Annotated in this window: 15 protein-coding genes; 2 read left to right on the plus strand and 13 right to left on the minus strand. The window is 60.4% G+C overall.

The window, feature by feature from the left end; all coding sequences use genetic code 11:
- Positions 1 to 284: 284 nt before the first annotated feature.
- From ccoS to NL528_RS36530, 13 genes are all read right to left on the minus strand, one after another.
- Complete coding sequence (gene ccoS / locus NL528_RS36470) at positions 285 to 443, minus strand: cbb3-type cytochrome oxidase assembly protein CcoS (protein ID WP_309179211.1); 159 nt, start codon at positions 441 to 443, stop codon at positions 285 to 287.
- Positions 443 to 2635 carry a cation-translocating P-type ATPase gene (locus tag NL528_RS36475; RefSeq protein WP_309179212.1) on the minus strand — a complete coding sequence of 731 codons (2193 nt, stop codon included), beginning with the start codon at positions 2633 to 2635 and terminating at the stop codon, positions 443 to 445. The genes ccoS and NL528_RS36475 overlap by 1 nt, the downstream gene beginning before the upstream one ends.
- A gap of 12 nt (positions 2636 to 2647) precedes the next feature.
- Complete coding sequence (locus NL528_RS36480; RefSeq protein WP_309185143.1) at positions 2648 to 3094, minus strand: FixH family protein; 447 nt, start codon at positions 3092 to 3094, stop codon at positions 2648 to 2650.
- 70 nt (positions 3095 to 3164) lie between these two features.
- Positions 3165 to 4628 carry a cytochrome c oxidase accessory protein CcoG gene (ccoG, locus tag NL528_RS36485; protein ID WP_309179213.1) on the minus strand — a complete coding sequence of 488 codons (1464 nt, stop codon included), beginning with the start codon at positions 4626 to 4628 and terminating at the stop codon, positions 3165 to 3167.
- A 99-nt stretch (positions 4629 to 4727) separates the two neighbouring features.
- Entirely contained in the window at positions 4728 to 5600 is an 873-nt protein-coding gene (ccoP, locus tag NL528_RS36490; protein ID WP_309179214.1) for a cytochrome-c oxidase, cbb3-type subunit III, read from the minus strand.
- 7 nt (positions 5601 to 5607) lie between these two features.
- Positions 5608 to 5772, minus strand: a complete 165-nt coding sequence (locus tag NL528_RS36495; RefSeq protein WP_309179215.1) for a cbb3-type cytochrome c oxidase subunit 3 — start codon at positions 5770 to 5772, stop codon at positions 5608 to 5610.
- Between the two features lie 12 nt (positions 5773 to 5784).
- On the minus strand, positions 5785 to 6519 hold the full coding sequence (gene ccoO, locus NL528_RS36500) for a cytochrome-c oxidase, cbb3-type subunit II (RefSeq protein ID WP_309179216.1): 735 nt from the start codon (positions 6517 to 6519) through the stop codon (positions 5785 to 5787).
- Positions 6520 to 6530: 11 nt separating this feature from the next.
- Positions 6531 to 8156, minus strand: a complete 1626-nt coding sequence (ccoN, locus tag NL528_RS36505; RefSeq protein WP_375144095.1) for a cytochrome-c oxidase, cbb3-type subunit I — start codon at positions 8154 to 8156, stop codon at positions 6531 to 6533.
- A gap of 196 nt (positions 8157 to 8352) precedes the next feature.
- Positions 8353 to 8787, minus strand: a complete 435-nt coding sequence (locus tag NL528_RS36510) for a hypothetical protein (protein WP_309179218.1) — start codon at positions 8785 to 8787, stop codon at positions 8353 to 8355.
- Between the two features lie 112 nt (positions 8788 to 8899).
- Positions 8900 to 10252, minus strand: coding sequence for an oxygen-independent coproporphyrinogen III oxidase (gene hemN, locus NL528_RS36515; RefSeq protein ID WP_309179219.1), 1353 nt, complete (start codon positions 10250 to 10252; stop codon positions 8900 to 8902).
- A gap of 34 nt (positions 10253 to 10286) precedes the next feature.
- Positions 10287 to 10427, minus strand: coding sequence for a hypothetical protein (locus tag NL528_RS36520; RefSeq protein ID WP_309179220.1), 141 nt, complete (start codon positions 10425 to 10427; stop codon positions 10287 to 10289).
- Between the two features lie 89 nt (positions 10428 to 10516).
- Positions 10517 to 11761: a cyclic nucleotide-gated ion channel gene (locus NL528_RS36525; RefSeq protein WP_309179221.1), complete on the minus strand. Its 1245-nt coding sequence runs from the start codon at positions 11759 to 11761 to the stop codon at positions 10517 to 10519.
- Positions 11758 to 12477 (minus strand): helix-turn-helix domain-containing protein, encoded by a 720-nt coding sequence (locus tag NL528_RS36530; RefSeq protein ID WP_309185144.1) that lies wholly within the window; start codon positions 12475 to 12477, stop codon positions 11758 to 11760. The genes NL528_RS36525 and NL528_RS36530 overlap by 4 nt, the downstream gene beginning before the upstream one ends.
- A gap of 195 nt (positions 12478 to 12672) precedes the next feature.
- Between NL528_RS36530 and NL528_RS36535 the strand changes: the two genes are divergently transcribed.
- A complete protein-coding gene (locus NL528_RS36535) occupies positions 12673 to 12990 on the plus strand; it encodes a cytochrome c (protein WP_309179222.1) in 318 nt (105 codons plus the stop codon).
- 47 nt (positions 12991 to 13037) lie between these two features.
- Positions 13038 to 13619, plus strand: coding sequence for an NAD(P)H-dependent oxidoreductase (locus NL528_RS36540; protein ID WP_309179223.1), 582 nt, complete (start codon positions 13038 to 13040; stop codon positions 13617 to 13619).

Below are 13619 nucleotides of genomic sequence, written 5' to 3' on the forward strand. Positions count from 1 at the left end.
TGCAGTGGTAGAGCCATCGGAAAAATGCGTCTCCGGCACGACTTTTGTTTGATCCAAGTCAAAGGCAGAGAAGCTTCGGGACAAATAATGACTTTGGAACAAGGGCCGTGCCTTGGCCCTTGGTCCGCCGCCACAAAGTCGCGCACGATGCAAAAATTCGCGCTCAAACTAGTGCTCACAAGTCTGGTTCTTAAGGGGCGGTCGAAGCGCGTCGAAGGGGTGCAGGTCGTTACGACACTCATCGCGCTTATCGTGATTGTCTTTGGGCTCCCGGCGGATACTAGCTACGGCTCACGCGAAACAGGCTCATCATCCGCAATCGCGCGCCAGCCAGCCCCTTCAAGGTCATCATACTGGCCGTTCTTGAGCGACCAGAGAAATCCCATCAGGCCGATCAGCCCAAGCATCAGGGCCAGGGGAACGAGGAATACCAGAACTTCCATCAGGATTGCTTCCGGGTGCCGCGGTGCGCCCTAAGGGCGTTCAATAACACCAGCAGGGACGAGCCCGACATGGCCGCGGCGGCGACCAGTGGAGTTGCCAAGCCGGCAATCGCGAGCGGCACCGCAAGGACGTTGTACCCTACTGCCAGCCACAAATTCTGTCGCATCAACCGCAGCGCTTTTCGGGAATAGTCGATCGCCTTGACGACGGGAGCCAGGCGGTCGCCGAGAAAGACCAGATCGGCGGTAGCCTGACTCAAGTGCGTTGCAGTGACCGGCGACATCGAGACATGCGCCGCGGCCAGCGCCGGCGCATCGTTCATGCCATCCCCGACCATCATGACCTTGAAGCCCTGCCGCTTCAGCTCTTCAATACGGGCAATCTTGTCGGCAGGCGTTACGCCGGCCCGCCATTCGTGAATTCCCAATGATTGGGCCGCGTGCCGCACGGCGGGTTCGCGGTCGCCTGAAAGGATCTCAACCGTAATACCGCATTGCGGAAGGGCAGCAACGGCAGAGGCGGCATCCGGGCGCAGACGCTGCCGGACGGCGAAGACATGACGTGCATCGCCGCGTCGGAAGGCGACAACCGAAGCTTCGGGATCCTGACAAAGGATGCTGTTTGCGAGATGATCCGCTCCGCAGAACGATGGTCTGCCCAGTCTGACCTCAACGCCATTCACGAAGCCGCGCACGCCTTGCCCCGGCACCTCTTCCACCCCAGCCAACGGCGTCTTGGCGTCACTAGCCCTGGCCACAGCGGCTGCGACAGGATGATGGCTGGCAAGAGCAAGTTGCCCGGCCAAATCGAACACATCATCCGGGATTTCAACGGCATTGGCGACATCGAGCTCGGGCAAGGTCAGCGTGCCCGTCTTGTCGAAGACGACCCTGTCGACTTCGGCAAGCCGTTCGATCGCATCGCCGGAATTAAGCAGCACGCCGCCCCGGAACAACGCCCCGGAGACCACGGTTTGCACCGCCGGAATCGCCAGGCCAAGCGCGCATGGGCAGGTGATGATCAGAACCGATATCGCCGTGATGATCGCGTCATGCCAGGATGCCCCGAACGCCACCCAGCCGATCATCGTCAGGAACGCGGTGACATGCACGACCGGCGCATAGAGCCGCGACGCCCTGTCGGCCAATTGCACGTACCGAGAGCGCGCCTGAACGGCATTCTCAAGCAGCCGCCCGATCTCCGCCAGCAGGGTGCCTTCGGACGCCGCCGCCACCCGTACCCGCAGCGCACCGGAGAGATTGAGCGTGCCGGCATAGACGGCGGTGCCCGGCCCCGCCTTTGCCGGCAAGGTTTCGCCGGTGATCAGGCTCTGATCGATCTTGGACTGCCCCTCGATCACGGAGCCATCGACGGCCGACCGTTCACCCGGGCGCAGCAACACGATGTCGCCGGCCTGCACCGCAGCGATCGGCACCTCGCAGATTTCATCGGCGCCGACGAATTTTGTCGCCGTTTCGGCCTTCAAGGCGGCCAGGTTTCCGGCCACCGCGCGCGTCCGCCTTCGCATGCTCTGATCGAGATAGCGGCCTGCGACGAGTAAGGTGATGAGCATCAGCGCCGCATCGAAATACGCGTGCTCGGCGTGGTTGATGGTTTCGACCACCGACATGGCCAGCGCCAGCACAATGCCGATGCTGATTGGAACGTCCATATTGGTGCTTCGCGCGGAAAGCGCCCGGAACGCGGATCTGAAGAACGGTTGGCCGGAATAGGCCGCGGCCGGCAAGGAAATCAGCGCCGACAGCCAGTGGAAGAAATCGCGCTGCTCAGGGATCATGTCCGTCACATTGCCGGACCACACGGGAACAGACAGCATCATCACGTTCATCGCGGCAAAGGCGGCGACCCCGAGGCAGCGCAGGAGAAAGCTCGCTCGTTCCGTCTCCAGCGCTTCGGCGCGAACCGGCTCGAACGGATAGGCCTTGTACCCGAGCTCCGCGAGCCGATCGACGAAACGCGTGGGGTTCAGCGCCCCGTCCTTCCATTCCAGCGCGATACGACGGTCGGTCAAATTCACGCGCGCCAACGTTACGTCCGGGATGGCGGACAGGCCGCGCTCGATCTTCGACATGCAGCCGGCGCAATTGACCCCCTCAACGGCGAGATCGATATGCGACAATCCCGAGCCGATGTCCCTTACGTAATGTGAAAAGTCTCGCGTCGCCTGCATGATACGGCCTTCCTAGTTCAACAAGACGCGGTTCTTCGATAGGAACATCCGTTGTCCTGCTGCGGCGCCTTCTAGCACCAGATCCCACTGCCCCGGCGCGATCGCGGGTGCACTTCCGCGATAGATGCCGATCCCTGTTTCGGCGAGGACAACCGGGAGATCGGCCCGCCGATCGGTCGGCCGTTCGAACCGGCCCTGAAACTTAAGGCCAGACATTGGTCGGCCATTGCTGTCGCGCGCCTCGACCTCCAGCGTTGCGCCGCCCTGCCCGCTGCGCTGAATGTGTGCGTCGACCTTCCAGTCGCGCGCGTTCTGGTCATGGGCGGCTGCGATTTCCTTCTCATAGGTCAGGCTCGCACTATAGGCGCTATCGACCTCGGTGCCGGGCAGTGTCTGGATGGCGAGCCTCATCATGATCATGTTGACCCCGATCACGACACCAAAGAACGCGACCAGCATCAAAAGCACCTTGCGTCCGGTCAAAGGCTTCGGAGCCTGCGGTCTGCTCATGTGCCCCTCCCATCAACTCTCATGGCGTCACGAAGTTATCGGTTGTGGAGGCAACCTCACCCAGCCCGATGTCCGTGACCCGAAATCTTATTGGTACCGATTTCTCGGAGTTGTTCTCGGCGGGCGCCGTGACGAGAACCCTTAGTTCGGTGGTCTGATCCCGGCCGAGAATGATCGCTGGTCGGTCCGGGGTTACGGAATCAACGCCGACAACATGGATCGTCGCGTTATGCGGGCCGTCGATGTCGATCGCGATGACGCGGTCGAAGCCACGCTTGTTCAGGAGGCGAACCGTGTAGGCGTTTCGGATTGATCCATCGCTGAGTTTCACCGCCACGGGATTGCGGTCGTGCAATACGTTGACGTCGAGCAACGTGCGGGTCAGCAGCGCGTACAGCATGATCGCGCCGACGCCCACGATCATGCATACATAGGTGATGGTGCGCGGCCGTACGATGCGATAGATCGGCGGTTTGCCGGCCTGACGCCGATGGATGTTGATATCGTTGTCGTATCCGATCAGACGGGTTTCCCGTCCGATCTTTGTCATTACGGTATCGCAGGCATCGATGCACAGGCCGCACTGGATGCAGTCGAGTTGTGCGCCATCGCGGATGTCGATTCCGGTCGGACAGACGGCGACGCATTGATAGCAGTCGATGCAGTCCCCGACCTGCTCCCCGAGGGCCCGCAATTCGTTCGCTTTCTTCAGCGACGTGCGCTTTTCGCCACGATCGTATTTGTAGGTGACGTTCAGTGCCCATTCGTCGGTGAGCGCCGCCTGGATACGCGGCCACGGACACATATAGACACAGACCTGCTCGCGCATGAAGCCGGCGAGCACGTAAGTCGTCGCCGTCAGTATAGCGATCCAGATATAGGCCAGCATCGGCGCCTGGAATGTCGCAAGCTGTTTCACCAGCGTCGGCGCGTCGTTGAAATAGAGCACCCATGCGCCGCCGGTCCACCATGCGATCAACAGCCAGATCGAATGTTTGAGCGCGAGTTCCGCGACACGCCGCGGCGTAAACGAACCGCCCGCAACATCTTTTCTCATGCGCTCGCGCCGGTCACCTTCGACGAACCGCTCGACGGCGTAGAACAGATCCGTCCACACGGTTTGCGGGCAGAGGTATCCGCACCAGATACGGCCTCCCACAGAATTCATCAGAAAGAGAGCGATGGCGGCAAGGATCAGCAGCCCGGTGAAATAGTAGACCTCCTGCGGCCACAGTTCGATGAAGAAGAAATAGAAACGACTGTTGGGTAAATCGACCAGCACCGCCTGATCTGGCGCCCCGAGTCCGCGATTCCACCGCACGAACGGCAACAGGTAATAGACGCCGAGGCAGAACGCCATCAGGCCCCATTTGATTCGGCGGAAGGTTCCGGAAACGCTCTGCGGATAGACTTTCTTCCGAGCCGCATAAAGCGGCCCGTCGTCTTCAAACTGCAGTTCGATAGGGTTCACGGGCTTGTTCATCGCTGGGGTTCATCTCGGGCCTGGCGTTGAGTGTAGGCTCACACCCGCAACCGCATTTGATCCACCTCAAACTACGCTCACGGTCGCGCCGCCGCCCTGTTACTTGCCCCCGCCGAGCGAGTGGACGTAGACCGCCAGCGCCTTGATGGTGGAAGGATCGAGACGGCCGACCCAGGCCGGCATCACCCCGGCGCGGCCGTTGGTGATCGTCTCGACAAGCGTCGCCTCGTCCGAACCATAGAGCCAGATCTTGTCGGTGAGATTGGGCGCCCCCAACTCCTGATTTCCCTTGCCGGCGTCGCCATGGCACGCCGTGCAATTATCCGCGAAGATTTTGGCTCCAGCGCTCGCGTCATAGCCCGGACTTGTCGGCAGACCCGACAACGACCGGACGTAGTTGGCTACCGTGACGATCTGATCCCTTTTGAGAACTCCTTCCTTGCCGAAGGCAAGCATGGCGCTCTCGTGGGTCTTGGCATGCCCCGAACGGGCGCCGTACTGGATCGTCTGCAAGATCTGGTCGAGCGTGCCCCCCCACAACCAGTCGTCATCATTCAAATTGGGATAACCCTTGGCGCCGGCCGCGCCACTGCCGTGGCAAGGCGCGCAATTGTCGCCAAACACCGTCTTGCCGCGGGCGCGGGCAAGCGCAAGCAGGGCCGGGTCCTTCTCGATCTCCGCCAGTGGCGCCGCACCGAGCGCGACCATCTTGTCGCCGCGGATCTTTTCCAGATTGGCAAGCTCCACGGCCACCTCCGCACGGGAGGAATAGTGCAATATGCCTGTCGTGTGGCTCCGTAGCATCGGCCACGCCGGATAAACGATCCAGTAGCCGATCGCCCAGACGATGGTGATGTAAAAAGTGATGACCCACCAGCGCGGCAGCGGCGTGTTTAGTTCCTTGATGCCGTCCCACTGATGTCCCGTGGTCGCCTTACCGGAGACGTGATCGATGTCGTTGTGCTCGGTCATGATCCCCTCAATCCTCCCGCAGCGGCATTTTTGCAGCTTCGTCGAAGGCTAACCGGTTACGCGGCCACAGCGCGTACGTCACGATGGCGATAAAAATTCCAACAAAGGTCGGCGTCCAAAACGTCGTGACGAAGTCCGATGAAAAATTTTGGACGGTGAGGATTGCTTTCATCGTTCTGCCTTCTCAGCGGAGATTTGCTTTTTCGTTGTAAAGCTTGAAGTCGACCAGCGTGCCGAGCATCTGCAAGTAGGCGATCAGCGCGTCCATTTCGGTGGGAGCGCCCGGCTTGCCGTCGAAATTCCGCACAACCGCCTTCGGATACCGCTTGGCAAACGCATCCGTGCCGGCGTTGTCGGGATCGGCCTGTGCCTTGAGGTCGGCGACGGCATTGGCAATCTGGTCGTCCGAATAGGGGACGCCGACGGCGCGGCTGGTGCGCAGATGGTCTGCGATGGTTGCGGTATCGACCTCCGTCTGAGCCAGGAAAGCATATCCGGGCATCACCGACTGCGGCACGATCGCGCGTGGATTGGTCAGATGCGTCACATGCCATTCATCGGAATATTTTGCGCCGACGCGCGCAAGGTCGGGACCGGTACGCTTCGACCCCCACTGGAACGGATGGTCATACATGCTCTCGGCTGCGAGCGAGTAGTGGCCATAGCGTTCGACTTCGTCCCGCAACGGCCGGATCATCTGCGAGTGGCAGAGATAGCACCCTTCGCGGACATAGATGTTGCGACCGGTGAGTTCGAGCGGAGTGTACGGCCTGATGCCGTCGACCACCTCGATCGTGCTCTTGAGGTAAAACAGCGGGGTGATCTCGACGAGACCGCCGATCGCAATGACCGCGAAGATTCCCCCAACCAGGACGATCGAATTCTTCTCGAAGATCTGATGCCTGCTCCAGAAAGACATTTAATGGTTCCTCATTCCGCCGGCTGCAGGGCGACGGGCGACTGCACTTCCGCCTCGCCGCCGACGCGCACCGTCATCCAGAGATTAAAGGCCATGATCAACGCGCCGATCAGGAACAAAGCTCCACCGGCTGCGCGAATGATGTAGAACGGGTGCATCGCTTCCACGGTTTCGATGAAGGAATATTCGAGGAAGCCGAGCGAGGTATAGGCGCGCCACATCAGGCCTTGCAGGATACCCGAGACCCACATCGCGGAGATGTAGAGCACGATGCCGATGGTGGCGATCCAGAAATGCCAGTTGACGAGCTTGAGGCTGTAAAGCCCCTTGCGATCCCATAGCCAGGGAAACAGGCAATACAGCGCGCCGAACGAGACGAATCCGACCCAGCCCAGCGCACCCGAATGCACGTGACCGATGGTCCAGTCCGTGTAGTGGCTGAGCGAGTTCACCACCTTGATCGACATCAGCGGGCCTTCGAACGTGGCCATACCGTAAAACGCGACCGAGACGACGAGCATGCGGAGCACCGGATCGGTACGAAGCTTGTCCCAGGCGCCCGACAGCGTCATGAGGCCGTTGATCATGCCACCCCAGGACGGCATCCAAAGCATGATCGAGAAGGTCATGCCGAGCGTCTGCGCCCAGTCAGGCAGCGCCGTGTAATGCAGATGGTGCGGTCCGGCCCAGATATAGAGAAAGATGATCGCCCAGAAATGGATGATCGACAGCCGGTAGGAATAGACCGGCCGCTCCGCGCGCTTTGGAATGAAGTAATACATGATGGCGAGGAAACCGGCGGTCAGGAAGAACCCGACGGCATTGTGCCCGTACCACCACTGGAACATCGCATCCTGAACACCGCCCCAGGCGATGTATGACTTCGAGCCGAACACCGATACCGGCAGGGCGGGATTATTACCCAGATGAAGCACGGCGATGGTGACGATGAAGGCCAGATAGAACCAGTTCGCGACGAAGATGTGCGGTTCTTTGCGTTTGACGATGGTCATCAGGAAGACCAGCAGATAGGTCACCCACACGATCGTCAGCCACAGATCGGCATACCATTCCGGCTCGGCGTATTCCTTGGATTGGGTGACACCGAGCAGATAGCCCGTGCCCGCGATCAGGATGAAGAAGTTATAGCCGATGACCACGAACCACGGCGCGAGATCGCCCGCGAGGCGAACCCGGCAGGTTTTCTGCACCACATAGAACGACGTTGCGATCAGCACGTTGCCGCCGAATGCGAAGATCACGGCCGACGTGTGCAGCGGCCGCAGCCGTCCAAAGCTCGTCCATGGCAGGTCGAAATTGAGCGCCGGCCATGCAAGTTGCGAGGCGATCAACAGGCCGACGGTAAATCCGGCGATGCCCCAGAACATCCCCATGACCGCCGAAAATTTGACGGGGCCCATAGTGTAGTTCGGGCGGCCATTGATTTCCTGTGGCGGCAAGGATGCAGGGCGATCGAAGTAGCGGTTTACAATCGCAAAGACGGCCCACAGGCTGGCGGCACATGCCAGCGATGCGTGAAAGGCAAACGCGGTGTCCAGTGCCTTAGCTGCGGCGAAGAGGCAAACAAAAGCGCCCACGGCAAAGACCAGCGCCAGACCGGCTTCGCCGTGGGTCATCGATTTTGCAGTTTGAGATTCGTTCATGGCCCCGTTCTCATTTTGCGAATTCCGCTCCGAATGATCACACTTCCGCTCCTGGCAAATTGATCGAAGTCAAACTCGGGAGGTTTTGCGGAATTTTGGGGAGAACATCGATCAGGACGGCTTCAGGCCGGAAGCCGATGCTGGATCGGCTCCGCCTGATGCGCGGCATTCAGCAACATGAGGGGCCGATCAGGAGCGACGCCTGCGTTTCCTCAGCCAAATGCTCCCGGTCAAGCGCCTTCAAGGTCTGTGCGTTCGGACAATAGTCCAACCGATCCGAATGCGCCGCTGGATGCTCGAACTCGCGGGCGCATCGCTTGGTCTCGGAACACAATCCGCAAACCCGCTGCAAATCGCGGAGCACCTCGGGGTGCTGCCTTTTCACCAGCTCCGGAGAAAGCCCAAATTCCTTTAGGCGCTTTTCCAAAAGTTCGCCCGAGAGGTAGCCTCTGCTCGAAAGCAAATAAAGTTCCGGGGGCGACAGGTTAAGATCCCGCGCAATCTCTTCGAACTCCGCGCGGTTGATGCCGCGCAGCTCGTTGGCATAGGCGAACCTGGAGACAGCGGCCTTTAACCGGCCGATCAAGCCGCCGGCGCGCGGCAATTTTCCCGTAACGTTGGAAGCAATCATGAATGGCTCTCCTCGCTAGGTGAGAGGCCAGAAGAGCGCGTCCCGGCGGCCGGTGCCTTGAGCTGGATCAAGCAGGCCGCGTTTCTCACACGGCCTTGCTGAAGCGGGCGGCATCGGCGCGCGTGTGCGCATCGAACACCTCCGCGATGACCCGCACGACCGAGCGTCCCGCCTCGGTAGCGGTCACCACGCGGCCATGGATGCAGACCAAGCCGTCACCGACCAGCGGCTGCAGCAGCGAAAGTTCTTCGTCAAACACCATATCCGGCGCGGTGATATCGAGATCGGCCTGAAACTGGCACATCAGGCTTTCGATGGTGCGGGCACGCTGCTTTTCGGCGGCATCCAGACGACAGCCACGCGACGGTGCAAGACGACCACTGGAAATCGCGCGAACATAGCCCGGTACGTCGGAGATATTCTGAACGTATCCATCCCTGAATCGGGAAATCGCAGACGCGCCGAAGCCGATGAGGGTTTCCCTCCCGTCGTCGGTATACCCCTGGAAATTGCGATGAAGCCGACCCGATAGCGCGGCGCGGGCCAGAGAGTCTTCCGGCCTGGCAAAGTGATCGATGCCTATTTTCAGGAAGCCATGGCGCAGAAATTCCTCGGCGATTGCATCGGCCTGATCGATACGTTCCTCCATTCCCGGGAGCTTGCTCTCGTCGATGCGCCGCTGGTTGGCCTTGAGCTGCGGCATATGGGCATAGCCGTAGCAGGCGATGCGGTCCGGCAAGAGCCCAGCCACGATCTCGCAGGTCTTCCGGAGCGAGGCGACGGTCTGTAAGGGCAGTCCGTAGATGAGATCGAAATTCAGATTGCGCGTACCCGCTGCCCGCAGATGGGTGACAGCCGCCTCGACATCCTGCATCGGCTGCCATCGGCCGATCGCCGCCTGGACAAGCGGGTTGACGTCCTGCACGCCAAGACTGGCGCGGTTGACACCGAGCTCCTTCAAGCCGGCCACCAGCGATTCCGTCACGTATCTCGGATCAAGCTCGATGGCGTGTTCAAAATCGGCTTCGAAAAGGAACCGGTCGCGCAGGACCTTGATGACGGATGCAAGCCCATCCGCGCCCAGGATGCTCGGTGTTCCACCGCCCCAGTGCAAACGGGCGATGCGAACCGGCCCCGACACGATATCGCTGACGAGAGCGACCTCGGTCTCAAGGGCATCCCGGTAAGCAGCTATCACGTCGCCGCGCAGCGCCTTCTTGGTGTTGCAACCGCAATAGAGGCAGATTTCGCGACAATACGGCACATGCAAATAGACTGAAACCCCTTCGGCCGTGTCCAGATCCCGCAGCCACCGTCGCTGGTCGGCGGACGCAACGTCGGGCGTGAACTCGGCCGCCGTCGGATAGGACGTATACCGCGGCACCTGCAGTGTGGCGTAACGGCGCACGATATCGTTCACGGCAGTGTCTTTTTGCACGGGCAAACGGTCCTGGGCGAGACAATGCAGCGGTTCAGAAGGCCCTGCGTCTGATGTCGGGCAGCCGAGCCAATTGCTTCGGACGGGTCTGCAAGTCCCCCCACATGAGCACCGCGGCAAAGATGACGAAAATCGTGACTACGCTTGCGGCAACGAGCATCGAATCGACTGGCATGGCTAAACTCCTGTAATGGAGGAATGTTGCCCGCCCCGCGGCAATCGGTCTTTGAGCTAAATCAAATTGTTGGTCGCCTTGCGCCTCGGTCAGCCGACGCCGCCGCTCGCAAGTTCTTCCGATGTCAAATCTCCATCCTCCGGCTCAATATTGAACCGCCTTCGTTCGCGGGCGACCTTGTGGACGTGCTGCGCAATCGCAGCTTCCTGAGCGATCAGCGCCTTGAAATCGGCGGCATCCAGAACAAGCAATTTGGTGCGCGTGATCGACGTCACCGTTGCGGAGCGAATCTCCTCCTTGAGGATTGCCCGTTCGCCGAAGAAATGCCCCGCCCCGAGCCGAATCGCGCGTTTCTTGCGGCCAGGCCCAGGTTCGATTTCAACCTCACCTTCGGTCACGAAGTACATCGAATGCGCGGGCTCGCCGCGGCGGACAATGATCTCGCCGCGGTCCATCTGCTGCGCGCGCAGCAATTGGGTAATGTGAGCGATATCGCCGGCGTTGAGATGAGAAAACAGCGGAACCCGCGCCACCATGCTCCAGGTCACGATGAAATCCCGGCGATGGACGATTTCCGAAAACGCCGTTGCGACGATGCCAACCGGCAGCGCGATCATGATCAGGCCAGCGACGATCGTTCCTGAAGCAACCACCCGACCCAGTGCGGTCACAGGAACAACGTCGCCATAGCCGATCGTACTCAAGGTGACGATCGCCCACCACATGGCATCGGGAATTGTTCCGAACTTTTCGGGTTGCACCGGACCCTCGACAATGTGCATGACGGTCGCCGACACCAGCGTCGCACATAGCAGAATGACCAGACAACCGCCGAGCGCACGCCGCTCGCTCGACAGCACCTCGAGGAGCGAGCGCATGCCGGACGAGTAGCGCGCAAACTTCAACACGCGCAGAATACGCAGAATGATCAAGATCCGAAGATCGCCTAATCCAAGCAACGCAACCCATAGCGGAGCTACAGCCAGAAAATCGACAATGCCCTGCGGGCTGCAAATATAAGCACCCTGCGCAGCAGCGGCACGCAGATGACGATTGGGAATATGCTCCGACGCGATCCAGATGCGAAGGATGTATTCGATGCTGAACGCCGCAAGGCTCAGAATCTCGACGCTCTTGAACAGACCGCCGTATTCCGCCCGCAACCGCGGCACGGATTCGAAGATGGTCGCGCTGACACTGACGACAATCAGCAAGCCGATGACGCGATTGACTGTCAGGCCGAAGTAGGAACTCTTTGGAGGGCCCTCCAGGAGGTCGTACGAGGAGGACCGAACCTTTGCGAGAGCGAGATATGCTGCTTGCAATCTGGTCACGCCGCAGCCAATGCCTCGGCGCGGCTAGAGTCCAGCAGCCGGACGCCGCCCGTCACAATGACGAGCATCTTCTCGCGCTCAAACCGGGTCAATGTCCGGCTCACCGTTTCGATCGTCAGCCCGAGGTAATCCGCGATGTCCTGGCGGCTCATCGGCAGCGATATCGTTTGCCGGTCGTCGCCGACTTTCCTCAGGCGTTCCCGCCAGCCGACGAGAAAGGAGGCGACCTTCTCTTCCGCCGTGCGCCGCCCAAGCAGGAGCATCTGCTCCTGCGCGAGCATGAGTTCGCGCGCCACAAATTTGTTGATCCGAAGCAGGAAATGCGGCCGCTGTTCAATAAAATGAGTGAATGCCTCCGCCGAGAAGCGGCACACCGACACGGCGTCGATGGCATCGGCGGAGAAACTGTAGCGATCGGTCGTCGCCGTGCCGAGAAAATCTCCCGGCAGCGCAAAGCCGATGACCTGCCGCCGTCCGTCCGGCAGCAGCTTGTACAGCAGCGCAACGCCGGCCGTCAGATTGTGGACGGAATCGGCTACCTGTCCCGCCGTGAACAGAGCCTCATTGTGCTTCAGTTCAACGTGACGGGCGATCCGTTCGAATTCCAGCAGGTCGGCCTGGTCGAGTGCGCCGCAGATGCTGAGCGATCGGACGACGCAGGCGGAGCAGCGGCCAAAACTGGCACGATTCAGATTGGGCGATACGGTTCGTATCATAGCCTGCCTGTTCATCCGATAATCGGCCGATGCATCTCCCCGTCATGGCTGGCGGCGCAAGCATCGCGTTGAGACGCGATCCATCTTAGCCGTTTGCCAGCCGGCCGATTGATCCAGATCAAACCAAGCGACGACTTAAGCCTCATGATGCGGGCCATGTCTGGAAATCTGCATTCTCCCGGAGTTGAGGTTGCAATGATTGGACGAATTCTGACGCCGTTGGCGTTTGCGCTCGTCATGCTGACGTCGGCAATTGCCGCCTCACCCGCCGAACAGCGCGGCAAGACTTTCGTGCTGAACAACTGCGCGCGGTGCCATTCCATCGACAAGTTTTCGCCAAGCCCGTTCAAGATCGCGCCGCCGTTCCGGACGTTGCATTTGCGCTATCCGATCGAAACCCTCGGCGAAGCGCTGGCCGAAGGCATCTCAACCGGCCATCCGACAATGCCGGAGTTCCAGCTCGATCCCGACCAGATCCACGATCTGCTGTCGTACCTGAAGACGCTGGAATAATCCGGAGGCGCAGCGGCTAGGCCATACTCAAGCGGTGAGCTGAGGACATGCCAAACAAGATTGTCGTCATCCAGGGTCATCCGGATTTATCGCGCCGTCATCTTTGTCACGCGCTGGCTGACGCTTATGCCGACGCAGCCACGCAAGCCGGTCACGCTGTCACCCGCGTCGAGATCGCTGGGCTCGATTTTCCGCTTCTGGGAAGCGCGGAACAATTTAATTCTGGCGAGGTGCCGCCCTCCCTGAAACCGGCAGCCGGCGCCATCGCCGCCTCCGATCACATTGTGCTGATATTTCCCCTGTGGCTCGGTACGACACCGGCGCTGGCCAAGGCGTTCCTGGAACAGGTCATCCGTCCCGGTGTGGCATTCATTTACGAAAAATATGGCGCCAAAAAGCTATTGACCGGCCGCTCGGCGCATCTTGTCGTCACCTTGGGAATGCCGGCCTGGCTTTACCGGACCTTCTATTGCAGCCACGGCATCCGCGGATTACGCCGAAACGTATTCAGATTCGTCGGCTTCTCGCCAGTGCGGGTCACGATGTTCGGCGCCGTCGAAAACGCGTCCGACACTAGGATATCCGGCTGGCTCAAGATCATGCGCAAGCTCGGCGCGGAGTCGCGTTAG

The sequence above is a fragment of the Bradyrhizobium sp. Ash2021 genome, from assembly GCF_031202265.1.
Classification (GTDB): Bacteria; Pseudomonadota; Alphaproteobacteria; order Rhizobiales; family Xanthobacteraceae; genus Bradyrhizobium.

Coding starts and splice junctions, on each gene's coding strand:
- ccoS (WP_309179211.1), bottom strand. CDS start 443: ATGGAAGTTCTGGTATTCCTCGTTCCCCTGGCCCTGATGCTTGGGCTG.
- NL528_RS36475 (WP_309179212.1), bottom strand. CDS start 2,635: ATGCAGGCGACGCGAGACTTTTCACATTACGTAAGGGACATCGGCTCG.
- NL528_RS36480 (WP_309185143.1), bottom strand. CDS start 3,094: ATGCTGGTCGCGTTCTTTGGTGTCGTGATCGGGGTCAACATGATCATG.
- ccoG (WP_309179213.1), bottom strand. CDS start 4,628: ATGAACAAGCCCGTGAACCCTATCGAACTGCAGTTTGAAGACGACGGG.
- ccoP (WP_309179214.1), bottom strand. CDS start 5,600: ATGACCGAGCACAACGACATCGATCACGTCTCCGGTAAGGCGACCACG.
- NL528_RS36495 (WP_309179215.1), bottom strand. CDS start 5,772: ATGAAAGCAATCCTCACCGTCCAAAATTTTTCATCGGACTTCGTCACG.
- ccoO (WP_309179216.1), bottom strand. CDS start 6,519: ATGTCTTTCTGGAGCAGGCATCAGATCTTCGAGAAGAATTCGATCGTC.
- ccoN (WP_375144095.1), bottom strand. CDS start 8,156: ATGACCCACGGCGAAGCCGGTCTGGCGCTGGTCTTTGCCGTGGGCGCT.
- NL528_RS36520 (WP_309179220.1), bottom strand. CDS start 10,427: ATGCCAGTCGATTCGATGCTCGTTGCCGCAAGCGTAGTCACGATTTTC.
- NL528_RS36530 (WP_309185144.1), bottom strand. CDS start 12,477: ATGATACGAACCGTATCGCCCAATCTGAATCGTGCCAGTTTTGGCCGC.
- NL528_RS36535 (WP_309179222.1), top strand. CDS start 12,673: ATGATTGGACGAATTCTGACGCCGTTGGCGTTTGCGCTCGTCATGCTG.
- NL528_RS36540 (WP_309179223.1), top strand. CDS start 13,038: ATGCCAAACAAGATTGTCGTCATCCAGGGTCATCCGGATTTATCGCGC.